Origin of the sequence: Kribbella sp. NPDC050124 (assembly GCF_044460355.1) — a bacterium.
GTDB lineage: Bacteria > Actinomycetota > Actinomycetes > Propionibacteriales > Kribbellaceae > Kribbella.
In genome coordinates this window covers 43,553-66,178 of record NZ_JBITJU010000018.1, presented here as the reverse complement: position 1 = coordinate 66,178, position 22,626 = coordinate 43,553, and the positions used below count along the sequence as shown (strand labels likewise).

General features: G+C 68.8%; 20 protein-coding genes. 9 read left to right on the top strand and 11 right to left on the bottom strand.

Going from position 1 to position 22,626, the window contains the following annotated elements; translation table 11 throughout:
- Positions 1-37: 37 nt before the first annotated feature.
- Complete coding sequence (gene ctaD, locus ACIBL3_RS32335) at positions 38-1,813, top strand: cytochrome c oxidase subunit I (protein ID WP_396357565.1); 1,776 nt, start codon at positions 38-40, stop codon at positions 1,811-1,813.
- Between the two features lie 18 nt (positions 1,814-1,831).
- Here ctaD and ACIBL3_RS32330 read toward each other — a convergent pair whose 3' ends face one another.
- The 4 genes from ACIBL3_RS32330 to ACIBL3_RS32315 form a co-directional block, all read right to left on the bottom strand.
- On the bottom strand, positions 1,832-2,704 hold the full coding sequence (locus tag ACIBL3_RS32330) for a helix-turn-helix domain-containing protein (RefSeq protein ID WP_396357564.1): 873 nt from the start codon (positions 2,702-2,704) through the stop codon (positions 1,832-1,834).
- A gap of 557 nt (positions 2,705-3,261) precedes the next feature.
- On the bottom strand, positions 3,262-4,131 hold the full coding sequence (locus ACIBL3_RS32325) for an aminoglycoside phosphotransferase family protein (protein WP_396357563.1): 870 nt from the start codon (positions 4,129-4,131) through the stop codon (positions 3,262-3,264).
- Between the two features lie 64 nt (positions 4,132-4,195).
- Positions 4,196-4,879: a class I SAM-dependent methyltransferase gene (locus ACIBL3_RS32320; RefSeq protein WP_396357562.1), complete on the bottom strand. Its 684-nt coding sequence runs from the start codon at positions 4,877-4,879 to the stop codon at positions 4,196-4,198.
- Positions 4,872-6,407 (bottom strand): ATP-dependent DNA ligase, encoded by a 1,536-nt coding sequence (locus ACIBL3_RS32315; protein WP_396357561.1) that lies wholly within the window; start codon positions 6,405-6,407, stop codon positions 4,872-4,874. The genes ACIBL3_RS32320 and ACIBL3_RS32315 overlap by 8 nt, the downstream gene beginning before the upstream one ends.
- A 100-nt stretch (positions 6,408-6,507) precedes the next feature.
- On the opposite strand from ACIBL3_RS32315, the gene ACIBL3_RS32310 reads away from it, so the two are divergent.
- Positions 6,508-7,419, top strand: a complete 912-nt coding sequence (locus ACIBL3_RS32310; RefSeq protein ID WP_396357560.1) for a hypothetical protein — start codon at positions 6,508-6,510, stop codon at positions 7,417-7,419.
- 34 nt (positions 7,420-7,453) lie between these two features.
- Here the strand turns inward: ACIBL3_RS32310 and ACIBL3_RS32305 are convergent, their stop codons facing one another.
- Positions 7,454-8,419 carry a Dyp-type peroxidase gene (locus ACIBL3_RS32305; RefSeq protein WP_396357559.1) on the bottom strand — a complete coding sequence of 322 codons (966 nt, stop codon included), beginning with the start codon at positions 8,417-8,419 and terminating at the stop codon, positions 7,454-7,456.
- 51 nt (positions 8,420-8,470) lie between these two features.
- Here ACIBL3_RS32305 and ACIBL3_RS32300 point away from each other — a divergent pair, with 51 nt between their 5' ends.
- The 3 genes from ACIBL3_RS32300 (at position 8,471) to ACIBL3_RS32290 (ending at position 11,459) form a co-directional block, all read left to right on the top strand.
- Entirely contained in the window at positions 8,471-9,685 is a 1,215-nt protein-coding gene (locus tag ACIBL3_RS32300) for a lysostaphin resistance A-like protein (RefSeq protein WP_396357558.1), read from the top strand.
- Positions 9,686-9,727: 42 nt separating this feature from the next.
- Positions 9,728-10,444, top strand: a complete 717-nt coding sequence (locus ACIBL3_RS32295) for an HAD family hydrolase (protein ID WP_396357557.1) — start codon at positions 9,728-9,730, stop codon at positions 10,442-10,444.
- 100 nt (positions 10,445-10,544) lie between these two features.
- On the top strand, positions 10,545-11,459 hold the full coding sequence (locus ACIBL3_RS32290) for an endonuclease/exonuclease/phosphatase family protein (protein WP_396357555.1): 915 nt from the start codon (positions 10,545-10,547) through the stop codon (positions 11,457-11,459).
- Between the two features lie 67 nt (positions 11,460-11,526).
- Here ACIBL3_RS32290 and ACIBL3_RS32285 read toward each other — a convergent pair whose 3' ends face one another.
- Together ACIBL3_RS32285 and ACIBL3_RS32280 are read right to left on the bottom strand one after the other, a co-directional pair.
- Entirely contained in the window at positions 11,527-12,486 is a 960-nt protein-coding gene (locus ACIBL3_RS32285; protein ID WP_360523741.1) for a sigma-70 family RNA polymerase sigma factor, read from the bottom strand.
- A gap of 450 nt (positions 12,487-12,936) precedes the next feature.
- Positions 12,937-15,018, bottom strand: coding sequence for a S9 family peptidase (locus ACIBL3_RS32280; protein ID WP_396357554.1), 2,082 nt, complete (start codon positions 15,016-15,018; stop codon positions 12,937-12,939).
- A gap of 107 nt (positions 15,019-15,125) precedes the next feature.
- Between ACIBL3_RS32280 and ACIBL3_RS32275 the strand changes: the two genes are divergently transcribed.
- Genes ACIBL3_RS32275 through ACIBL3_RS32265 form a run of 3 tightly spaced genes read left to right on the top strand, consistent with a single transcriptional unit; the run spans position 15,126 to position 19,980 of the window.
- On the top strand, positions 15,126-16,985 hold the full coding sequence (locus ACIBL3_RS32275; RefSeq protein ID WP_396357553.1) for a hypothetical protein: 1,860 nt from the start codon (positions 15,126-15,128) through the stop codon (positions 16,983-16,985).
- On the top strand, positions 16,982-19,111 hold the full coding sequence (locus tag ACIBL3_RS32270) for an AAA family ATPase (protein ID WP_396357552.1): 2,130 nt from the start codon (positions 16,982-16,984) through the stop codon (positions 19,109-19,111). Before ACIBL3_RS32275 ends, ACIBL3_RS32270 begins: the two co-directional genes overlap by 4 nt.
- Entirely contained in the window at positions 19,108-19,980 is an 873-nt protein-coding gene (locus tag ACIBL3_RS32265) for a hypothetical protein (protein ID WP_396357551.1), read from the top strand. The genes ACIBL3_RS32270 and ACIBL3_RS32265 overlap by 4 nt, the downstream gene beginning before the upstream one ends.
- On the opposite strand, the gene ACIBL3_RS32260 is transcribed toward ACIBL3_RS32265, so the two are convergent.
- Genes ACIBL3_RS32260 through ACIBL3_RS32250 form a run of 3 tightly spaced genes read right to left on the bottom strand, consistent with a single transcriptional unit; the run spans position 19,977 to position 21,508 of the window.
- On the bottom strand, positions 19,977-20,780 hold the full coding sequence (locus tag ACIBL3_RS32260) for an exodeoxyribonuclease III (RefSeq protein ID WP_396357550.1): 804 nt from the start codon (positions 20,778-20,780) through the stop codon (positions 19,977-19,979). The genes ACIBL3_RS32265 and ACIBL3_RS32260 overlap by 4 nt on opposite strands.
- A gap of 9 nt (positions 20,781-20,789) precedes the next feature.
- Positions 20,790-21,041, bottom strand: a complete 252-nt coding sequence (locus tag ACIBL3_RS32255) for a DUF3817 domain-containing protein (RefSeq protein WP_396357549.1) — start codon at positions 21,039-21,041, stop codon at positions 20,790-20,792.
- The gene (locus ACIBL3_RS32250; protein WP_396357548.1) at positions 21,041-21,508 is read right to left on the bottom strand and encodes a DUF2269 family protein; all 468 of its coding nucleotides are present in this window, start codon (positions 21,506-21,508) and stop codon (positions 21,041-21,043) included. The genes ACIBL3_RS32255 and ACIBL3_RS32250 overlap by 1 nt, the downstream gene beginning before the upstream one ends.
- Positions 21,509-21,600: 92 nt before the next feature.
- Between ACIBL3_RS32250 and ACIBL3_RS32245 the strand changes: the two genes are divergently transcribed.
- A complete protein-coding gene (locus ACIBL3_RS32245; protein WP_396357547.1) occupies positions 21,601-22,050 on the top strand; it encodes a MarR family winged helix-turn-helix transcriptional regulator in 450 nt (149 codons plus the stop codon).
- On the opposite strand, the gene ACIBL3_RS32240 is transcribed toward ACIBL3_RS32245, so the two are convergent.
- On the bottom strand, positions 22,037-22,624 hold the full coding sequence (locus tag ACIBL3_RS32240; RefSeq protein ID WP_396357546.1) for a TetR/AcrR family transcriptional regulator: 588 nt from the start codon (positions 22,622-22,624) through the stop codon (positions 22,037-22,039). The two genes, ACIBL3_RS32245 and ACIBL3_RS32240, sit on opposite strands and share 14 nt — an antisense overlap.
- Positions 22,625-22,626: the final 2 nt, after the last annotated feature.

The window sequence follows — 22,626 nt, the reverse complement described above, 5'->3', positions numbered from 1 at the left end:
GGGTACTCCGGGCGCGGAGTGGGGGACGGGAGGTCGCATGGCGAGCGTCAGCGAACGGACCGGGATCACCGAACGCACCGGCCCGCCGATCGCACCGGGGACGGTGCGGCGGCCGGTCGGGCAGGTGATCGGCAAACTGCTGTCGACCACCGACCACAAGGTCATCGGCCAGCTGTACCTGGTCACGTCGTTCGCGTTCTTCCTGGTCGGCGGTGTGATGGCGCTGGTCATCCGCGCCGAGCTCGCCGAACCGGGCCTGCAGATCGTGAACGAGGAGGTCTACAACCAGCTCTTCACGATGCACGGCACGATCATGCTGCTGCTGTTCGCGACGCCCCTGTTCGTCGGATTCGCGAACGTGATCATGCCGGTCCAGATCGGTGCCCCCGACGTCGCGTTCCCGCGGCTCAACATGTTCAGCTACTGGTTGTTCCTGTTCGGCGGGCTGATCGCGTCGGGTGCGTTCTTCACCCCTGAAGGCGCGGCCGACTTCGGCTGGACGGCGTACGCACCGCTCTCAACGTCCGAACGGTCACCGGGCGTCGGCGGCGACCTGTGGGTGATGGGGCTGTGGATGGCCGGTCTGGGCACCATCCTCGGCGGCGTCAACTTCGTCACCACGATCATCACCATGCGCGCGCCCGGCATGACGATGTTCCGGATGCCGATCTTCTGCTGGAACGTGCTGATCACGTCGATCCTGGTACTGATCGCGTTCCCGATCCTGGCCGCCGCCCTGCTGATGCTGGAGGCGGATCGATTGCTCGGAGCCCAGGTCTACAACGCGGCCAACGGCGGCGCACTGCTGTGGCAGCACCTGTTCTGGTTCTTCGGGCATCCCGAGGTGTACATCATCGCGCTGCCGTTCTTCGGCATCATCACCGAGATCCTGCCGGTCTTCAGCCGCAAACCGATCTTCGGGTACTACGGTCTTGTCGCCGCGACGCTCGCGATCGGCCTGCTGTCGATCGCGGTGTGGGCCCACCACATGTTCACCACCGGGGGAGTGAGCCTGCCGTTCTTCTCGTTCATGACGTTCTTGATAGCGGTGCCGACGGGGGTGAAGTTCTTCAACTGGATCGGCACGATGTGGGGCGGGTCTTTGTCATTCGACACGCCGATGCTCTGGTCGGTGGGCTTCCTGGTGACGTTCCTGTTCGGCGGCCTGACCGGCATCATCCTGGCTTCACCCGCGCTGGACTACCAGTTGAACGACTCGTACTTCGTGGTCGCGCACTTCCACTACGTCGTGTTCGGCACGGTGGTGTTCGCGATGTTCGCCGGGTTCTACTTCTGGTGGCCGAAGATGACCGGCCGGATGCTGGACGAGCGGCTCGGCAAGCTGCACTTCTGGCTGCTGTTCATCGGCTTCCACACCACGTTCCTGGTGCAGCACTGGCTCGGTGTCGAGGGCATGCCGCGGCGCTACGCGACGTACGGCGCCAACGAAGGATTCACGGCCTTGCAGCAGGTGTCGAGTGTCGGCGCGTTCATCCTCGGCGCCTCGACGCTGCCGTTCCTCTACAACGTCTGGAAGTCCCGCCGCTCGCCCCTTGTCACCGTGGACGACCCGTGGGGCTGGGGCCGATCGCTGGAGTGGGCGACCAGTTGCCCGCCCCCACGGCACAACTTCGACCAACTCCCCAGAATCCGGTCCGAGAGCCCGGCCTTCGACTACCACCACGCTGATATCGCCTTGGCCGAGTACCCGGACAACCGGGCTCCGGCCGACAACCTTCTGGACGCCCCCGAAGACCAAGGCCGAGTCGACCACCTCAAGTCGCAGTCGCGGAACCAGCCTGACGAGTCCTGAACCTGCCGCCCGGGCAGCTCAGGCGGGCAGCTGGTTCAGCAGAGAGGTCAGGCGGTCGGCGGTCTGCTGGGGTGGGGGACCGGTGGAGGCCAGCAGATTGAGGGTCTGCGTGTAGGTGTCGACGTCTTCGCGTTTGTCCAGGTAGAGGGCGCTGGTGAGGTGCTCCAGGTAGACGACGTCGGGGAGGTCGCGCCGGGGGAAGCGCAGGATGGTGAAGGCGCCGCCGCCGGCGGGGTGGCCGGGGGTGTCGATCGGGATGATCTGGACGGTGATGTTCGGGCGCTCGACCGCGGTTCGGAGCGCGTCGAGCTGGTCGCGGAGCACCTGCCGGCCGCCGATCGGGCGGAGCAGGACAGCTTCCTCGATGACCGCCCACAGCTTCAACGGTGGTTCACGATCGAGCACCCGCTGCCGCCGGGTCCGCAAGTCGACGACGCGTTCCACCTCGTCCTCCGAGCGGGCGCCCTGCGGGGTCAGCCGCGCGACCGCACGCGCGTAGTCGGCGGTCTGCAGCAGCCCTGGCACGAACTGGATCTCATACGTCCGGATCAGCTCGGCGGCCGCCTCGAGCCCGAGGTAGGCGTCGAACCAGTCCGGCGTGACGTCGCCGTACCGATGCCACCAGCCGCGGTTGTTCGCCTCGTGGGCCAGTTGCAGGAGCCGATCACGCTCGCGCGGCTCGGTGACGCCGTACAAGGTGAGCAGGTCCTCCACGTCGCGCTGCTTGAACCCGACCCGGCCGAGCTCCAGCCGGCTGATCTTCGACTCCGACGCCCGGATCGCCCAGCCGGCATCCGACCGGCTCACCCCCGCTCGCTCCCGCAGGCGCCGCAGATGTGTCCCGAGCATCATCCGCAGCGCTGTCGGCCCAACCTCACCGTGCCCCGCCATGACCACACTCTACACGATTCTCGAACATATGTTCTACTCGGTTCGAACTGCCGGCCGCTCCAGCAGCAGGTGCGAAAGTGGTGCTGTCGTGTGGTGCCGCTGCGCGTGGAGCGGTAGCGTTTGTCACCTATCGAGGCATGCCCCAGACCCCGGCGGCCGAAGCTACTTCGGCTTGGGGAGGAGTTTGGTGCTGCTCGGACCTGGTCGTCCGGACTCTGGAACCGGAGGACCACCGCGGTCTCGGACCCGGTGAAGCAGGTCCCGAATCCATTGGTTCTGCCTTGTTCTGCGCCGGGTCGTCGCCAGGCACCCCTGACCGGGGCTGGTGGCGGACCAAGACAGCTGTACGCGACTGGGGGAGGCGAATGTGTCAGGCGTCGACTGGTAACGATGGCTGCCGCCGGTAGCACGGCGGCATGCAGGGCGCCGGATTGCCGGACGTGGCTCCTCTCCACTTCCGGCAGCGGAGGGTATCCGGCGAGTCGGGCTTCCGCCTGCCGCAAAGACATGTGGCGCACACGGCAGGTGGGAGCTCCGCCAGTCGACGAGGCGTGGCCCTAGTCCGTTCGGGACTCCGCGAGTTCCACCCAGTGGTCGACGGCAGCCGGCGTGAAGTGCCGGATCGCCCAGTCGACCATCCGCAGACTCATATGCGCCCACAACGGCCGCAGCGCGTCATCCCCGAAGGTGTCGAGTACGGCGTCCAGTCGCGCGACAACCGCGGGATCCGGAGCGTTAGCGTGGATGCCGAATCGGAGCGTGACCAGGTCCAGCCGGCAGTCACCACGACCGGCGCCGTCCCAGTCGATGATCCCGGTGATCTTGCCGTCGACGGCCAGCAGATTGCCGGGATGGAAGTCGACGTGCACCGCGTCGGGACCGTCCAACGGGCCGAGATGCGCGGCACCGACCGCGGTGATCCAGTCGTCGAGGCGCGCCGTACGGCGACCATGTGCGCGCAGGGGACCGTGCAGACAGAAGCCCGGCCCGTCGCTGCGCAGGAACAGCTCGAGCGGCGCGATGTCCGGGCGACTCTGCAAGAGCCCGGCCTGAAGCTCGTTGAACGCCAGCGCCTGGTCCAAGCCGGCCTCGTCGAGCCGGGCGATCGGTGCTCCGGGCAACAGTTCCTGGACGGTGGCGATCGCAGGCCCCAGCTGCACTGCCAGCTGAGTCTCCGGGACCGGAGCGCCCGCGGCTCGAACGGCTTCGGAGACCGCGATCGGTCCCGCCTGCAGATCTTCGAGTCGGGTACCCGGCCGCCACTTGAGCACTGCCCGCCGTCCGTCCGGCCACCGCACGAACGCGGCGCCGACCTCACCGCCGGCACACAGCCCGTCCACGCGCAGCCGGATGCCGGTCGCCTCAGCCACCTGATCGGCGACCCGATCAGCATCCAGTCGCTCGACCCGACCCCACGGCGAACTCATTCAGCTCCTCATCCCAAAGACTGCAAGTCTGCTGGCGAGCGGCTGAGCGTGTCGAACGGTTTGTCTAGTCGCGGAGGTACTCGGCCCGCCAGCGCAGGATCGTGGGATCCGTGGGGCTGGGAGCCTGGGCGAGCTGGATGAGGTGCAGATCGGAAGTGGCGAACGACTCGATCGTGGTGCGCGTGAGCGGCCACGGCGGGCCCTCGACGTCTTCATCGGGTTGGTCGTCCGGGCGGGCGGCCGCGATGACGAGCAGAGCGCCGCCAGGGGCGACTTGTTCACCGACCTGCTTGATCGCTGCCGGCTGGAGCTCGATCGGCAGTGCCTGGACGGTATAGATCTCGACCACGAGGTCGAAGGCGCGGTTCCACTCGGGTGGCGGCGCCAGCAGATCGGCGGTGAGGTAGTGCACGGCCGAGTCCGGGTGGTTGCGCTGTGCGGCCGCGACCGCGCTGGGGGAGATGTCGAAGGCGGTCGTGTCGTACCCGAGGTCGGCGACCAGCTCCGCGTCCCACCCGGTCCCGGCTCCGACGACCAGCGCCGACTTGCCGGCGCCGGACGGCTGCGACTCCTCGGCCCACTCCGTCAGCTGCGCGTGCGCCGTTCCGCGATCCCACGGCACGACTGCCGCGCCCTCCGATGCGGCCGAGTAGAGCCGCTCGAACCAGCCGGTCGGGTCGTCCCGGTCCAGCGACTCGCGGGCGATCCGCCGCGACACGATATCTGGATCCTCCACCGGCTCACTCATCCGCACCGCCTTCGTGAATTGCTCGCACGGTCTGCACTGTATCCACCTGATCCGGCGTCTTGTCGTCGCGGTAACGCACGACCCGTGCGAACCGCAACGCCATCCCCGCCGGATACCGCGGCGAGGTCTGCACCCCGTCGAAGGCGATCTCCACGACGATCTGCGGACGGAGGTAGACGGCGTAGTCGTCCCGCCGTACCGCAAGCTCCTGGAAGCGCTCGGTCTGCCAGCGCAGCAGCTCGTCCGTCAGGCCCTTGAACGTCTTCCCGAGCATCACGAACTCGCCGGTCTCCGAGTCCCGGGCGCCCAGATGAAGGTTCGACAGCCAGCCGGTCCGACGCCCATGACCCCACTCGGCCGCCAGCACGAGCAGGTCGAGCGTGTGCGTCTGCTTCACCTTCACCCAGCCCGACCCGCGCCGACCGGCTTCGTACGGCACTGTCAGGGACTTCACCATCACGCCCTCGTGCCCGCGCTTCACCGCGTCCACGAAGAAGTCGTGACCCGCGTCCGCGTCGTCGGTCACGAGCCGGGGGATCCGTTGCTCCTCCGGGATCAGCTTGCTCAGCCACTCGTGTCGCGCGGCGCCGTCGAGCCCGAGCAGGTCCTGCCCGTCCTGGTGCAGGATGTCGAAGAAGTACGGCGTCAGCGGCACCGACTCGGGACCGGTCGCCGATCGCGTCGCCGTCCGGGAGCCGGTCACCTGGAACGGCTCCGGTCGCCTGTCCGCCCGCAGCGCGATCAGCTCGCCGTCGAGGACCACCTGCTCGGCGTCCAGGGCCAGTACGGCGTCCACGACCTCAGGCACTCGCGTGGTGATGTCGTCGAGCGTCCGCGTGTAGACGACGACGTTCGACCCATCGCGGTGCGCCTGGATCCGGATCCCGTCCAGCTTCCACTCGAGGGCGGCCGGCGTACCTGTCTTGGCGAGCGCTTCGGCGACGCTGGTCGCGGACTGCGCCAGCATCGGCTGCACCCCACGCCCGACCTCCAGCCCGAACTGCGCGAGCCCTGCCTCGCCCTCGGTCAGCACGGCGACGGCCACCGGAGCGGCCGCACCGCGCAGCATGGTCGCCGCCCGGATCTTCTCCAGCGGGATCCCGGTCGCACGCGCAACCGCGTCGGCCATCACGCCGTCCAGCGCGCCTTGCCGCAGCTCACCGCCGACCAGCAACCGGAGGAACCGCTGCTCCGCCTCGGTCGCCCGCCCGAACAGCGCGTCCACTGCCTCCCGCCGCCGTGCCTGCGAGCCGGCGCCGGCCATCTCGGAGAGCTCAGCGAACGCGCGATCGACCTCCTCGACACTCAGCGACGGCGTCTCGGCCGGATCCGGCGCGTTCATGAGGGTCCGCCAGCCGACCCCGGTCCGGCGCTGGCGCAGCTCGCCGGACAGGTAAGTCACCGCGATCTCGGTCTCCAGAGGGTCGGTCGCGGACGTCAGCAACCCGGCGATGAACTCCGCCTTCTTCAGCCGCGACCGGGTCCCGGTCAGCGCGGCCGACGTCTCGACCACCTCGGTGAGCAACATGACCACAGTCTCACCCTTCGCACCGACACTTCCGGCCCTGCAACTTTCCCGGCCGCCCGCGCATCGCTGGTAACAACGGCTTGTTCTGGGAAGGGACCTCATGCGACGTACGCTCGCCGCGGCCACCGGTCTGGCAGTCACCGGGGCGCTGATGACCACACCGGCCTCAGCAGCACCCACTGCGACGGTCCCGTGCACCGTCACGGCCGCGTCAGCGACGGCTGGCGACCACTTCAGCAGCTACCTGGAGGCGACCAAGCCGATCAGGCGCACCGACAACCTCAGTGGCCGCGGCGTGCTCAACCTGCCGGTCCGCTTCTACTCCGACTGGTTCGTGAACCCGGACGCCGACTTCGACACCCGTGGCTTCGGCGGCTACTTGGTCGCCGGTGACGTGCTCTACGACTTCAGCTACTGGGTGGACAGCCGGTCGGAGGTGCCCAACGACAGCCGGCTGATCCGGATCGGCGGTGGCTGGACCGGGTTCCGCGCACTGGTGACGTCGCAGCCGCTGGGGTCGGATGCGGAGCCTGGCGAACGGCACTACGGGCTGCACTCCGACGGCACGCTGTACCGCTGGGTGGTGCGGTACGTGAACGACAAGCCGGTCTGGACGCGCAACGGGCTCTTCAGCGGTTTCGCCGCGGTCAAGACCATGGCCCTGTTCAGCCGTACGGCGACCTACGACACGCTGCTCGTGACCACGCGTGGGGGAGCGCTGTACACGGTGCGGATCCCGCACAGCCAGCCGGCGACTCCGGTCGTCAAGAAGGTCCGGGCCGCGACCTGGCAGGGCTTCGAGACGCTGATGGCCGGCCGGTGCGGCCGCAACGGGACGCTGCTGCTCGGCATCGACAAGGACACCAAATCCGGTTACCTGTACGCCGTTGGGCACGCCAACGGCATCGCCACCGTCATCCAGAGCCTCGGCAAGGTGCCGGGCACCTTCGAGCGCCCCATGGACTTCCGGCTGGTCAACAACGCCGTCGACGAGCCGCTGTTCGGGGAGTGAGTCTTCCCCCGGCTCCCTGCCCCTTCTGGGTGGGTCAGGGAGCCGGCGGGAGGTCGTCGAGGAAGGCTGCCGACGGGGTGAAGAACAACGTGCCGGTGACCGCGGTGGAGAAGTCGAGGATGCGGTCGTGGTTGCCCTCGGGCTCGCCGATGAACATCCGCCGCAGCATCAGCTCGGTGACCGCGGGCGACTTCGCGTAGCCGATGAAGTAGGTGCCGAACTCCCGCGTGCCGATCGTCCCGAACGGCATGTTGTCGCGCAGGATCTGCAGCTCGTTGCCGTCCGCGTCCTCGATCACGTTCAGCGCGATGTGCGCGTTGGACGGCTTCACGTCGTCGTCGAGCTCGATGTCGTCCAGCTTGGTCCGGCCGACCACGTGCTCCTGCTGCTCGACGGACAGCGAGTTCCACGCCTTCATGTCGTGCAGGTACTTCTGCACAATCACGTAGCTGCCGCCGGCGAAGTCCGGGTCCTCGGCCCCGACCAGGACGGCGTCCTCGGCCTCGGAGCCGGTCGGGTTCTCGGTGCCGTCGACGAACCCGAGCAGGTCGCGCATCTCGAAGTACTTGAACCCGTGCACTTCGTCGACGACCGTCGCGGCGCCGTCGAGCACGGACATGATCTGGTTCGCGAGCTCGAAGCACTGGTCGGTGTGCGCGGCGCGGATGTGGAACAGCAGATCGCCGGGGGTGGCGACTGCGTGGTGGTTGGCGCCCCGCAGCTCGACGAACGGGTGCAGCTCGGCCGGTCGCGGGCCGCTGAACAGCCGGTCCCAGACATCCGAGCCGATGCTGGTCACACAGGACAGGTTCCCGGCCGGCACCCGGAAGCCGACCGATCGGGTCAGGCCGCTGACCCGCTCGAGCAGGTCGCGGGCTTTCTCCTCGCCGCCGGGCTCGATCCGGACCACCAGGAAGATCGCCGAGCCGGTGAGGGGCATCAGCACGGACTGCGGCAGTACTCGCGTGGACGCGGTCGGTCCTGGAGTCGGATCAGTCACCACTGGGCTCTCCTCCACCTGCTACTTGTCCCGATCTTCTAGAGTCCAGTCATGGACCCGCAACAACCCGGGCAATCCTCGCAGCCGGGGCAGTACCCGCCACCGCCGCCCCACCCGCAGCAGGGGCCGTATCCGCCTGCCGGTCCATATCAGCAACCACCCCCGGGGGCCTACCCACCACCGGGCGCTTACCCACCACCGGGGGCCTACCCGCCGCCGTACCCGCAACCCGGCCAGTATCCGCCGCCCTACCCCCAGCAGTGGGGCGCACCGCAGCCGTACCCAGGCCAGTTCGGCTACCGCGAGCCCCGCGTCATCCCGGCGCCGTCCGGTACGCCGTACCACCGGCTGGCCCGTACTCCGAAGCACGCGTGGTGGCGGCCGATCGTCGGCACGCTGTTCCTCGGCGCCGGCGCGGTCATACTCACAGCGGCAGTGTTCCTCGGATGGACGATCATCCACGGTCTGCTCGCCGGCGAGCTCCCCGATCCGCAGGGCAACAACCTCTTCCCGAGCGACATCGAGAACCTGGCAGCCACCCTGATCTCGCTCGCGATCCTGACTCCCGTGGTGCTGCTGAGTGCCTGGCTCGTGCAGCGGCGGCCATGGTTCAGCGTGGCTTCGGTGCTGAACCGGATCCGCTGGCGCTGGCTGCTGCTGTCCTGCCTGCCCGGCCTCGGGTACATCGTGGTCTCCTACGCGCTCGGCCTCCTCGTCGACCAGCTCTTCCCGAGTCAGGACCCGGTCGCGGTGGACGAAGGCTCGTGGGTGGGTTGGGGCGCGTTCATCGTGCCGGCGCTGGTGATCGTCTTCCTGGTGCCGTTCCAGTCCGCGGCGGAGGAGTTCGTGTTCCGCGGCTGGCTGATCCAGGCGGTCGGCGCCTACGGACCGGACCAGGTGGCGGGCCGCGCGGAGCGGGTCAAGGCCTTGCTGCGCACGCCGTGGCCGGGGATCGTGATCAGCAGCCTGGCGTTCGTGTCGGCGCACGGGTACACCGGCTGGGCGATGGCCGACATCTTCGTGTTCGCGATGACGATCGGCTGGCTGACCGTCCGGACCGGTGGTCTGGAGGCGGCCATCACGGTGCACGCGCTGAACAACCTGTTCGCCTTCTTGTTGCCTGCGGCAATGGGTCAGCTGGACGGCTGGGACGAGCAGGGCGGGGCGCCGTGGACGCTGCTGGTCGTGGACGTGCCCGCGCTCGCGCTGTACGCCGCCGCCGTCGTCTGGCTGGCCAAGCGGCACGAGATCGCCCGGTTCAGCTGAAACCGGAGGAGACTGTCGGCGCGGTCTGGCAGGGTGTCGGCTGTGACGAACACGAAGATCGAAGCCGTCCTGTTCGACTGGGGCGGCACGCTGGCCACCTGGCACGACATCGATCTGTACGCCGTCTGGCGGTCGGTGACGGAGCTGATCGACGACGCCCGGGCGGACGAGTTGGCGGCGCGGCTGGTCGAGGCGGAGCGGTCGATCTGGTTGCGGTCCCGCGACGAGCACCTGAGCAGCACGCTCGAGGAGGTCTGCCTCCTGGCCGAGGTGGTGATGACCCCGGCAGCGCTGGCGGAGTACGAGCGGCAGTGGCACCCACACACCGAGCTCGAGCCGGACGCCGTCCAGACGCTGCGGGACCTGCGGGCGCGCGGGCTGAAGATCGGCGTGCTGTCGAACACGATCTGGCCGCGCCGGCACCACGAGGAGATCTTCGCGCGCGACGCCGTACTGGAGCTGCTGGACGGTGCCGTCTACACCAGCGAGATCGCGTACACCAAGCCGCACCCGGAGGCGTTCCTGGCCGCGATGAAGGCGGTCGGCGAGACCGACCCGGCGCGCTGCCTGTTCGTCGGCGACCGGCTGTTCGACGACGTCTGGGGCGCGCAGAACGTCGGCATGCGCGCCGCCCACATCCCGCACAGCGCAATCCCGGTCGAGCAAGTCGGCCACACCGAGGGCACTCCGGACGCGACCGTGCGCCGCCTCGCCGAGCTGCCGGCGCTGATCGACCGATGGAACGCGGCCGCCGCCTGAACCGTCCCGTCACGTGCTCGACGCGCTACGGCTAGCCGCCGGACACCGACTCTGGTTAACGTCCAACCTCCGAACTCCCCGCCCATGGAGGTTTCCAACCATGTTCAGCACCCGTCGTAGATTCGCCGCGCTCGTCGCGGCGGCTGTCGCCGGCCTGACCCTGACCAGTGGCGTCTCCCAAGCCACCACCAACCAGTACGGCGCCCTCGCGCCTGCCGGTGGTGGCTCGGCGCAGCCGCTGCACGTGATGTCGTACAACCTGCGGTACGCCAGCGACACCCCGCCCAACGAGTGGAGCGCCCGCCGGCCCGTGATGCGGGAGCAGTTGCGCGAGGCGCGGCCCCAGTTGATCGGCACCCAGGAGGGGTTGTACGGCCAACTGCAGGACATCTCCGCCGACCTGGGGCCGTCGTACGACTCGATCGGGCTGGGCCGCGAGGGCGGCAGCAAGGGCGAGTTCATGATGATCTTCTTCGACACGCGCCGCCTGCAGCCGCTCGAGTACGACCACTACTGGCTGTCCGACACCCCCGAGGTGATCGGCTCGAAGACCTGGGGTGGCTGCTGCGCGCGGATGGTGACGTGGGTCCGGTTCAAGGACAAGGCGACGTCGAAGGAGTTCTACGCGATCAACACGCACCTGGAGGCATTCGACGCGACCGCGCGGTCCAAGTCGGCCGACCTCATCCTGCAGCGGATGGCCGCGCTGAACCCGGCGCTCCCGGTGATCATGACCGGTGACTTCAACGAGGCCGCGGCCGCGGGAGTGACCGTCTACGACAAGCTCGTGACCAGCGGCAAGCTCGCCGACAGCTGGGTGACGGCCGAGCGCCGCAGCGCCCTGTACGCCACCTTCCACGGCTACCGGCCGCTCACCCCGAACGGCGCCCGGATCGACTGGATCCTGACCACGCCGGGACTGCGCGTCTCGGAGGCGTCGATCAACACCTTCAGCAAGGACGGCCAGTTCCCCAGCGACCACCTGCCGGTCGAGTCCTGGATCCACTGGTCCTAGGCATGTGAAAGGACCCCCGGCCGCGATTGCGGCTCGGGGGTCCTTGCTGGGGGTTTCGGGGTGTGGCTTACGCGGCCAGGGTCGGGTCGGCGAGCAGGCGCAGCCGGCCCAGGGCCTCGCGTTCGATCTGGCGGACGCGCTCGGCGGAGATGCCGTGCACGGCGCCGATGTCGGCGAGCTTCGCCTGGCGGCCGTCGTGCAGGCCGTAGCGGCGCCGGATCACGTCCGCGGACCGCGGGTCGAGCTGGTCGACCAGGCTGAACAGGCCCGAGCGGTCCGACGCGTCCGCGACCAGTTGGTCCGGACCCGGCGCGGTCTCGGCCGCGATCAGGTCACCCAGCGAGGTCTCGCCCTCGTCGTCGATCGGGTTGTCCAGGCTGATGTGGTCCCGGCCGATCCGGATCAGCTCGGTGACCCGCTCCTCGTCCAGGTCCAGCTCCGCCGCGATCTCGTCGATCTCCGGCTCCCGCCCGAGCTTGCGCTCCAGCGTGCGCCGGGCCGACCCGATCTGGTTCAGCTGCTCCACCACGTGCACCGGCAGCCGGACCACGCGGGCCTGCTGCGCGATACCGCGGGTGATGGCCTGCCGCACCCACCAGGTCGCGTACGTCGAGAACTTGAATCCCTTGCGGTAGTCGAACTTCTCCACCGCCCGGATCAGACCCGTGTTGCCCTCCTGGACCAAGTCCAGCAGCGGCATCTGGGATCGTCCGTAGCGGCGCGCGATCGACACCACCAGCCGGAGGTTCGCGGTCACGAACCGCTGCTGCGCGCGCTGGCCCTCGTCGGCCAGCCACTGCAGCTCTTCCTCCGTCGCATATTTGGGCGCTCCGCCCTTCTTGCGTCCAACCCGCCCCTCGGCCAGCAGCTGCTCCGCGAGGAGACCTGCCTCGACCGTCTCAGCGAGCTCGACCTCTTCCTCAGCCGTCAGCAGGGGCGTGCGCGCGATCTCTTCGAGGTAGAGACCGACGCTGTCCTTGCCGTCGATACCGTCGTCCGCGGTGCGGACACGAGTCGTGCGAGCCACCGAAACTCCCTTCGTCGTTACATGGAGAGCAACGCTCGAGTGAGGTTCAAGATTCCACGACGAGTGTGTAAACAGCCTGAACGTTCCCTGAGAGTTCCCGGCACCGATCAGGTGCGGAAACCAGGGTCTGCCTGCCCGTTCGCGGCCGCTTGCCGGACGCCGCGGCCCGAACGTGCGCGCATTTCGGCGTGATCACGCAACTTCTGCGGTGGTTGCACCGGAATTCCGCCGGCGGAGTCCAGCGGCGCACCGGTCCCGAACCTGAGAATCTGGCCAGAATCCGGGTATTTCCGACCGCACAATGTGTTGCACGACACACGGTTGATCTCTCCGTAGTACAGCAACGCCGCAAGTACCCGCCGTGTTCCCGCGCGAAACCGTCACTCGCCGACATCGGGTGGCTCCCTTTGGTGGGGACTGCCGGGGGGATCGGCAGGCCCCACCAAAGCGTTAGGTCAGGCCGAGAGTGTCGAGCTCCCAGGAGAGGGTGAAGGCCAGTTCGCGCCAGGCGTCGTACCGTCCGGAGCGGCCGCCGTGGCCGGCTTCCATCTCGGTCTTGAGCAGGACGTCGACGGCTCCGGTCGCGGTGGCGCGCAGCTTCGCGACCCACTTGGCCGGCTCGACGAAGAACACCCGGGTGTCGTTCAGGCTGGTGATCGCCAGGATCCGCGGATACTGCTGCGCGGTGACGTTCTCGTACGGCGAGTAGGACTTCATGTACTCGTACACCGCGGCGTCCTCGAGCGGGTTGCCCCACTCCTCCCACTCGATCACGGTCAGCGGCAGCGACGGGTCGAGGATCGTGGTCAGCGCGTCCACGAACGGCACCTCGGCGACGATCCCGCCGAAGGCGTGCGGCGCCAGGTTCGCCACCGCGCCCATCAGCAGGCCGCCCGCGCTGCCACCCTGGGCGACGATCCGCTCCGGCCGCGTCCAGCCCTCCTTGACCAGGTGCTCGCCCGCCGCGACGAAGTCGGTGAAAGTGTTCCGCTTGGTCAGCATCTTGCCGTTGTCGTACCACTGCCGACCGAGCTCGCCGCCACCGCGCACGTGCGCGATCGCGAACACGACACCGCGGTCCAGCAGCGACAACCGCGGGATCGAGAACCACGGATCCATCGAGCTCTCGTACGAGCCGTACCCGTAGAGCACGACCGGCGCGTTCCCGTCCTTGATGACGTCCTTGCGGGCAACCAGCGAGATCGGCACCGACGTCCCGTCCGCCGCCGTCGCCCACTCCCGGTACTGCGTGTACGCGCCGAGGTCGACGCCACCGAGCACCGGCTGCTGCTTGAGCAGTCGCCGCTCGCCGGTCGCGAGATTCACGTCGTACGTCGAACCCGGGGTCACCAGCGACGTGTAGCCGAACCGGTAGCGGGTGTCGTGCCACTCGTCGTTGCGACCGGGGGAGACGGTGTGGATCGGCTCGTCGAACTCCAGCGCCTCCGGCTCGCTGAAGCCGTCCGCCGTACGGCGCATGATCGCGAGCTCGGTGAGTGCGTCGCGGCGGCGGTAGAGGATGACGTGATCGGCGAACGCGTCGACGCCGAGCAGCCGGCTGGTCTCGTCGCCCTGGATCAGCGTGGTCCAGGAGGCGGGGGAGTCGAGCGGCGCGGTCGCGAGGGAGAAGTTGGCGGCGTCCGCGTTGTGCGTGATCAGCAACTGGTCGCCGGCGTGCTCGACGTCGTACTCGACGCCCTCGCGGCGGGGCGCGACCACCACCGGCTGACCGGCCGGGTCGTTGGCGTCGAGGAGCCAGACCTCGCTGGTCAGCTTGCTGCCGAGGCCGATCATGATCGCCTGCTCGTTGCGGGTCAGGTCGACGCCGACCCAGAACCGCTCGTCGGGCTCCTCCATCACCAGGACGTCGTCGGTCCCGCCGAGGGTGTGCCGCCAGACCTGGTACGGCCGCCAGGCGTCGTCGACCTTGGTGTAGAAGATCGTGGACCCGTCCGCGGACCAGGCCGAGCCGTAGTGCACCTCGGGCAGCTCGTCCGGCAGCAGCTCACCGGTCGCCAGGTCCTTGATCCGCAGCGTGAACCGCTCGTCGCCCTTGAGGTCGACCGAGTAGGCGAGCAGGCGGCCGTCGGGGGAGACGTCGACCGTGCCGAGCGAGAAGAACTCGTGGTCGCCGGCCACCTCGTTGCCGTCGAGCATCACCTCTTCGCCCGGGATGTCGCCGTCGGTCGCCGGCGGCTCGTGGTCGTCGGCCTTCACCCGGCAGTGGATCGCGTACTGCTTGCCCTCGATCGTGCGCGAGTAGTACCAGTACCCGCCGTGCCGGGCCGGCACGCTCAGGTCGGTCTGCAGCGTCCGGTCCGAGATCTCCTTGAAGATTGCCTCACGCAACGATTCCAGGTGCTCGGTGCGCGCCTCGGTGTAGGAGTTCTCCGCGCGCAGGTACCCCAGCACCTCGTCGTCGGACTTGTCCCGCAACCACTCGTACTCGTCGACGAACACGTCACCGTGGTGACGCCGCTCCACCGGCTTGCGGGCCGCAACCGGCGGCTTCAAAGACTCAATCTCGGACATGCCGCGAGACTACCCGGCACACCCCCCTCCGGCGTACGCGAGTTTCCCCGGACCGGCCTGTTGACCGCGTCCGCACGCGGCGAGACGCTGATCCCGGGGGTAACAGCATGACCACACAGGGGGAATCCGGCCGGTCGCTGCCTGAGTGCGACGTGATCATGAAAGGCGGCATCAGCAGCGGGATCGTCTACCCGCGCGCCGTCTGCACACTGGCCGAGAAGTACAAGCTCCGCCGCCTCGGAGGAGCGTCGGCCGGGGCGATCGCGGCCGCGATCGCAGCCGCCGCCGAGTACGGCCGCGACCGTGGCGGCTACCAGAAGCTGCATGCTGTGCCGACCGAGCTCGGCAGCACGCTGGCCGACCTGTTCCAGCCCTCACGCGGCACGAGCTCGGCGTTCGCCGTACTGAGCTCGTGGCTCGAGCCGGACTGGCCGATCCGGCGGAAGCTCCGCGCGGCCTGGCAAACAGTCGTCCGCTGTACGGCGTGGGTCTTCACCGGGACGCTGGTCGCGCTGCTCGTCCCGGCACTCCTGATCACGCTGATCAGCAGAGGTCTGCCGAGCGACCTGGGCGGCTGGCTGGGAGTGGTGCTGACCGGGCTGGTCTGGAGTCCGCTCGCGCTGATCCTGGCGACTGCGGTGTCCGTGGTGGTCTTCGCTCGCCGGAGTCTCGCGGGCCTGCAGGCGAACGGGTACGGGCTGTGCGACGGCCACACCCAGGATCCGGCGGTCGGCAAACCACCACTCACGGACTGGCTGGCCGCCAAGCTCGACGAGATCGCCGGCCTGCCGGCCGACCGCCATCCGCTGACCATCGGCGATCTGTGGGGCGACCACGCGGTCGAGCTCGAGCAGGCGATCGCCGACAAGAAGAACGGGCGGGTGATGCCGGAGGAGCGGCTCGCCGCACGGTCGGCACGACTGATCGAGCTCGAGGTGATGACGACCAACCTGACCCTGCGGCGGCCCTATCGCTTCCCGTTCAGCGAGCGGATCTTCTTCTTCTGCGAGCGGCGGCTGCGCGACTACTTCCCCGACCGGGTGGTCGCGCACCTGGTCGAGCACTCGACACCGGTCGACGACAAGACCGACAGCCGGGACGGCGCGACCGCGACGGTCTCGATGAAGTGTCCGTGTCACGACCAGCAGGTCCGCCGCCTGCCTGCGGCCTGGGACCTGCCGGTCGTGGTGGCGGCCAGGATCAGCCTGAGCTTCCCCGGCCTGATCAGCGCCGTGCCGATGTTCTGTGTGGACTGGTCGCGGGCCTTCGGCCGGCGCGGGCTGGTCGAGGTGTGGTTCTCCGACGGCGGGATCTCCAGCAACTTCCCGATGCACTTCTTCGACGCCGCGTGGCCGAGCCGGCCGACCTTCGGGATCAATCTCGGGTCGCCGCACCCGGATCTGCCCGGCCTGGTCTGGCGGGCATCGCAAGGCGCGAGTGGGGTATTGCCACCGGTGCACCCGATCGGCTCGGCCTCGTCCTTCCTGACCGCGATCGTGCGCACCATGCAGAACTGGGTGGACACCACGCAGCTCACCCTGCCCGGGTTCCGGGGCCGGGTCGCCGTGGTTCGCGAGCAGCCCGGCGAAGGTGGGATGAACCTGAAGATGAAGCCGGAGGTGATCGAGGACGTGGCGGACCGGGGCGCCGAGGCCGCCGCGCTGTTCGACGACTTCGACTTCGAGCTGCACAAGTGGGTCCGCTACCGGGTGGCGATGTCGGAGTTCGACGAGGTCCTCACGACCCTCAACGACGCCTACCTGAAGGGATACCAGGACTTCCTGAAGGAGTATGGCGTCACGACCGAGAACTACCCGGTCGGGGGCAAGGCAGTGACCGGCGCCGAACTGGCCCTGACCGACGCCTTGATGAAGCACGCGCACTCGGCTGCGTCGCAATCGCATCCGGCCGGCGCAGGCACGGTGCCGCATCCACGGCCTGCCTTCCGATTGGTGCCGAGGCAATGATCCGCCGGGAACGGACGCCGGCGCCGCCGGTCCTGGTCAGCCAGCGAAAACGTGCACTGGACCGCCTGCGCAGCTATCACCAAGGCGACACGAGGCAGAGCCGCTACCCGCTCGACCTGAAGCTCGTACGGCATCAGGCAGTCGTCGCAGCGTTGTCGACGATGTTCGACGAGAAGTGCGCGTACTGCGAATCACCGGCGGCCAAGGGGTTGGTCGAGTGGCATCGCCCGCCGCAGGAGGCGATGGGCGAGGACCGGGAGGTGTCGCGCGACCACTACTGGTGGCTGGCCTACGACTGGGACAACCTCTACCCGATCTGTACGGCGTGCCGCAGCAACAAGGCCCAGTGGTTCCCGGTGACCGCGCCGCGGGCCGAGCCGGAGGCGAGAGGACAGCAGCTGCTGGTCGAGGGACCGATGCTGCTCGATCCCTGCTACGACAACCCCGAGCACCACTTTCAGTACGAGGAGGACGGCACTGTCACCGGCATGGGCGGCCGCGCACTCCAGACGATCCAGATCCTCGGACTGAATCGGCCGAAGCTGCTCAAGGATCGGTCGGCCGCGGCGCAGCAGATCCGGAGAGCGATGGAACCCTTCGGCCTGCCGGAGGGATACACCTCGATCAGCGCGGCGCTCAAGGCGCTGACCGCCGACGACCAGCCGTTCGCCGGGATCCGGCGCTGGACCCTGCGGACGATCCTCCTGCAGCGGAACGCCAGTGTGGCGACGCGGCGCGCGTACGGCTTGGACGACGAGGTGGCGTACGACCTGGTGCGAGGCAGGCTGCCGGACGAGGCGGCCGGGCCGCGGCCGACCGTCCTCGTGACGCCGCCGCCGACGTCGGGTGGCGACGAACTGCTGGCGAACGTGAAGCTGGAACGGATCGAGGTCCGGAACTTCCGGGCGATCCGGGAGGTGGTTCTGGAGTTCCGGGACCCGTTGCCCGACAACGAACCGTGGCTACTGCTGCTGGGCGAGAACGGCGTGGGCAAGAGCAGTTTGTTGAAGGCCGTCGCACTGGCGCTGGTGGACGAGCGGGAGCGACAGCTACGGGAGCCGGATGCCGCCGCGGTCGTCCGGCACGGTGCAAAGACCGGTGAGATCCGGTTGGCGTTCACCGACGGGCGCGAGATCGTGCTGGGGTTCCGCCGGGGACGACCAGGTTTCACCTTCGAGGGCGACGTACCGGAGGTGATGGTGCTCGGGTACGGGCCGACCCGCCTGCTGCCGCCGGCCGGCACTCCGATGCGTTCCCCCCGCCGGGTCGACGTGGACAACCTCTTCGATCCGTGGTCGACCCTGAGTGACGCGGAGGCCTGGCTCGCCGACACCAAGGCCGTCCCTGCGCAGTTGTTCAACCTGCATGCGACCGACCTCAAGGCCCTGTTGCCGATGGAGCCGGATGACCGGCTGCTGCGACGCAGCGGTCGGCTGCACGCGACGTCGTACGGGCGTTCGGCGCCACTGGCCGATCTCAGCGACGGCTTCCGCTCGGTGATCGCGCTCGCCGCAGACGCGATCCAGCACCTGGCCACCTACTGGCCGAGCATGTCCTCCGCGGAAGGCCTCCTCCTCATCGACGAGCTCGAGGTCCACCTGCATCCCACGTGGCGAATGGCCATCGTCTCGCTGCTGCGCACGGTCTTCCCGCGAGTCCGAGTGATCGCGACAACGCACGACCCCCTGTGCCTCCAGCAAACGGAGCCGGGCGAGGTCGTGCTGCTGCGCCGTACCGGCAACACCGGAGTGGAGGCAGTGCCGCGTGACGTGCCGAAGGGACTGCGTGCGGATCAATTGCTCACCGGCGACTGGTTCGGCATGAGCACGACCACCGACCGGGACACCGCAGAGCTCGTGGACGAGCACAGCAGGATCTTGCTCACCCGGGACCCGACGCCGGCGCAGCGCCGCCGCCGGGCGGATCTCGAGGAACAGCTTCGCGCCCGGGTCGGGACGTTCGCGGAGACGTCCGTGGAGCGTCTCGCCCAGAGTGTGGCCGCGCAGGTGATCCGTCAGGAGGCGGTCGACCTCGGTCAGGCCGACGAGCTCGAACGCGCCCGGATCGCCGCCAGCGTCGCCGCCGCGGTCCAACGCCGGCGCGCCAGAGAGGGTGGTCGCCGATGATGCTGCACAAGCGCCCGGCTCGTCCGGACGCCTTCGTGACCAAGGTCGCCGCCGAGATCGCAGCTCTGCGCGCGGCGCACGAGCGAGGCGAGGAGCCCAAGATCACCAAGGCGATCTGGCAGGATTTCAAAGCCGCCTTCAGCGCTGCCCAGCATGGCCGCTGCGGGTACTGCGAGCTTCCGGTCGTCGCCGGCCAGCACGGGGATGTCGAGCACTTCGCGCCGAAGGCGGCGGTGACGGAGTTCGTGAACTGGGAGGCCGAGCGGGGCCGGGAGACCGCCGACCTGGCGAAGCTGACCGGCCGGAGCCCGTCGAAGCGGTTGCCGGCCGGCTACTGGTGGCTGGCGTACGACTGGACCAACTACCTGCTGGCCTGCGCGGTCTGCAACTCGGTCTGGAAGGGCAACCTCTACCCGGTGAAGCAGCCGCCGGTGCGCGGCAACCCCGACGAAGCACAACACGAGACGCCGCTGCTGCTGAACCCGTTCGGACGGCGGGATCCAGCCCGGCATCTACGCTTCGGCATCGACGGCTCGGTCGAACCGCTGGACCAAAGTGACTTCGGCCGGGAGACGATCCGGACGTGTGGACTTGGCCGCCTCGCGCTGGTGCAGGAACGCAACTTCAGCACCACCTCTGCCTTCGGAGCGGTGCAGCAGACCCGCAAGGAACTCGCGGCAGGTGTGCTGCCCGAGGACAGCGAGGGGCTCGCGGACCTGCATCGGCTCGGTCGGCTCGGGGCACCCTTCCCGGGAGTCGTCCGCGCCATCATCCGGCAGGAGCTCGGGCCGCTGACCTGGCAGCAGCTGGACGACCTGTTCGGTGAAGCCGTCGTACCTGTCGACTTGCGTCGGCGGCAGCCTGCCTAGGCGTCGTACGTCGCTACGACCGGGGCGTGGTCGCTCCAGCGTTCGGCGTAGGTGGGGGCTCGGCGGATGGTGCAGGTGGTCGCCGCGGTGGCGAGGTCGGGGGAGGCGATCTGGTAGTCGATGCGCCAGCCGGCGTCGTTGTCGAAGGCCTTGCCGCGCCAGGACCACCAGGAGTACGGACCGGGGCCTTCGCCGCCGAAGCGCCGGCCGAGGTCGACCCAGCCGGAGTCGAACAAGCGATCCATCCAGGCGCGTTCCTCGGGCAGGAAGCCGCTCTTCTTGCGGTTGGCCTTCCAGGCCTTCAGGTCGACCTCGCGGTGCGCGATGTTCAGGTCGCCGCACATCAGCACGTGCCGCCCGTCGGCCCGCAGCTCGGCGAGCCGTGCGGTGATCGCGTCCAGGAACGCGTACTTCTCCTCCTGCCGCGGCGGCGTCTCGAACTCACCGGTGAAGACGTACGTGCTCACCGCCGTCAACGTCGACCCGTCGTCCAGTACGACGTCGGCCTCGATCCACCGCCCGCACCCGGCGAAGCGAGCCGGACCGATGTCGTCGCGCTCGTCCTTGATCGGCCGCCGGGACGCGATGGCCACTCCGGCGCGGCCCTTGTGCCCGTCGATCGTCGGCTCGGCGTGCGCGATGTGCCAGTCGCCGCCGAGGTGCTCCCGCAGTACGTCGTCGGTCGCCCGGACTTCCTGCATCAGCAGCAGATCCGGATCGGTCTGCTCCAGCCAGGGCGCCATCCCTCTCCGGTAAGCAGCCCTGATCCCGTTCACATTCACCGTGGCGACCGTCAGCACGCCCAAACCCTAACGTGCGACCACCGACAGTCTGCGCAACGCCAGGTACCCGCCGATCGCCGGCACGAACGCGAGCAGCTTCGCCCGCCGCGACGCACCCGCCGTGGACAGCGCCGTCACGATCGTCACCAGGTACGCCGTCCCGTGCGTCGGCCCGAGCGCGGACGAGACGGCCGGCCAGTGCACCGTGAACAGGTTGAGAAAGAGCAGACACACGCTGACCGCCTCGATAGCAGCGGCGACCTTCAGCAGGCGAATCATCAGACCCCCGTCGTCGAGCCGGGCCGGACGATCATCAGCACCACGACGACCGTCCACAACAGGGCGAAGACACCGGTGGTCATGGACAAAGCCTTTGCCTGGGGCATCGACTGCGCGCGCAGTTCGGGGGCGGAGCCGGCTGCATCGAGGACTCGCGCCTGCGCCGGAAGCACCGCGAAGGCGAGAACTGCGGCGGCGATCGCGGTGAGCACCATCGAGATGATCAGCCAGTAGTCCGTCAGCACCCCAAGGCCCACCGCGACCGCTATGCCGAACACCGGCACCGTCAGGCCGCCGATTGCGTACCCGCGACTGATCCGGTGCAGCACCTTCAGCACCCCGGTCTCCGGCTGGTCGGACGCCAGCACGCGCCGGGCCAGCGGTGGGAACATGCTGGCCGCGACGGTCACCGGTCCGACGAAGATGATGGCGGCGATCACATGCACGCTGAGCAGGACCTTGTTCATCCGGGATCCGATCTCGGGTGGGCGAGTTTCAGGCAGACTGTAACTCATCTATCAGTCAAGCTGAAACTCGACCCGCCTGCCATGATGTGCCGATGACTCTGCCGACGGATGGGACCGGTCAGCCGCCGATCAGCCCCGCGCTGCTGCTGATGATGCTCGGTCGCCAGCTCCGCGACCGGGCCGACGCCGAGCTCCGCCGGCAGGGCCTGACCATGCGGCACTTCTCGGCCCTCGGCCACCTCGCCCACCAACCCGGTCTCTCCTACAGCGAGCTGGCCCGCCGCGACGGCATCACCGCCCAGAGCATGCAGTCCACTCTTCTCCAACTCCAGGAGATGGGAGCCGTGGAACGCCGTACCGCCCCTGGTCGCGGCCGCACCGCCGACCTCCAGGTGACGGCGTCAGGTCACGAGCTCCTCAACCGCTGTCGAGCCGTGCTGAACGACGTCGACAAGAGCCTCCGCGAGGCTGTCGGCGCGGACATGGCGGATCGGATGGCGATGGCGACTCTCGAGGCCCTGACCGCCTTCAGTGAGTCGTAGCGAGAAGCGCGTCGAGCGAGCGCTCGCAGAGGTCTTCGAGCGTTTCGGCCGGGAGCGTGGGGTTGTCGATCCAGGTCATCAAGGTCTGCTCGACGTACCCCTGCCAGCCGTGGCAGACGAGTTCGACAGCCGGTGTGATCTCGATGCCGCGCTGGCCGACGGCGCCGACGACCCAGGTGCTGAACACCTGCCGGATCTCCGAGTGCAACGCCCGTACGGCGGGATCGCCGGCGGCTGACATCAGCAGGGTCGCCCGGTACAGCTGTGGTGCCTCGAGGACGGCGCGGACGAACGCGCGGATGCCGGAGCGGAGTTGCTCCTCGGGCTGCAGCGACGGATCGGGGGCGGTCCGCAGCATGACTTCCGCGGCCGCTTCCTCGATGACGGCGTACTGGAACTTCTTCTTCGAGCCGAAGTAGTGGAACAGCAGGGCGGGGGAGACGCCGGCCTCGGTCGCGACCAGCTCGACGGTCAACTCGCGGTGCGGGTCCGCGACCAATACCCGGCGAGCGGCCTCGAGGATCTGCGCACGCCGCTGGTCGGGGCGCAGCCGGGCGGACGAGGTCTGGGTCATTC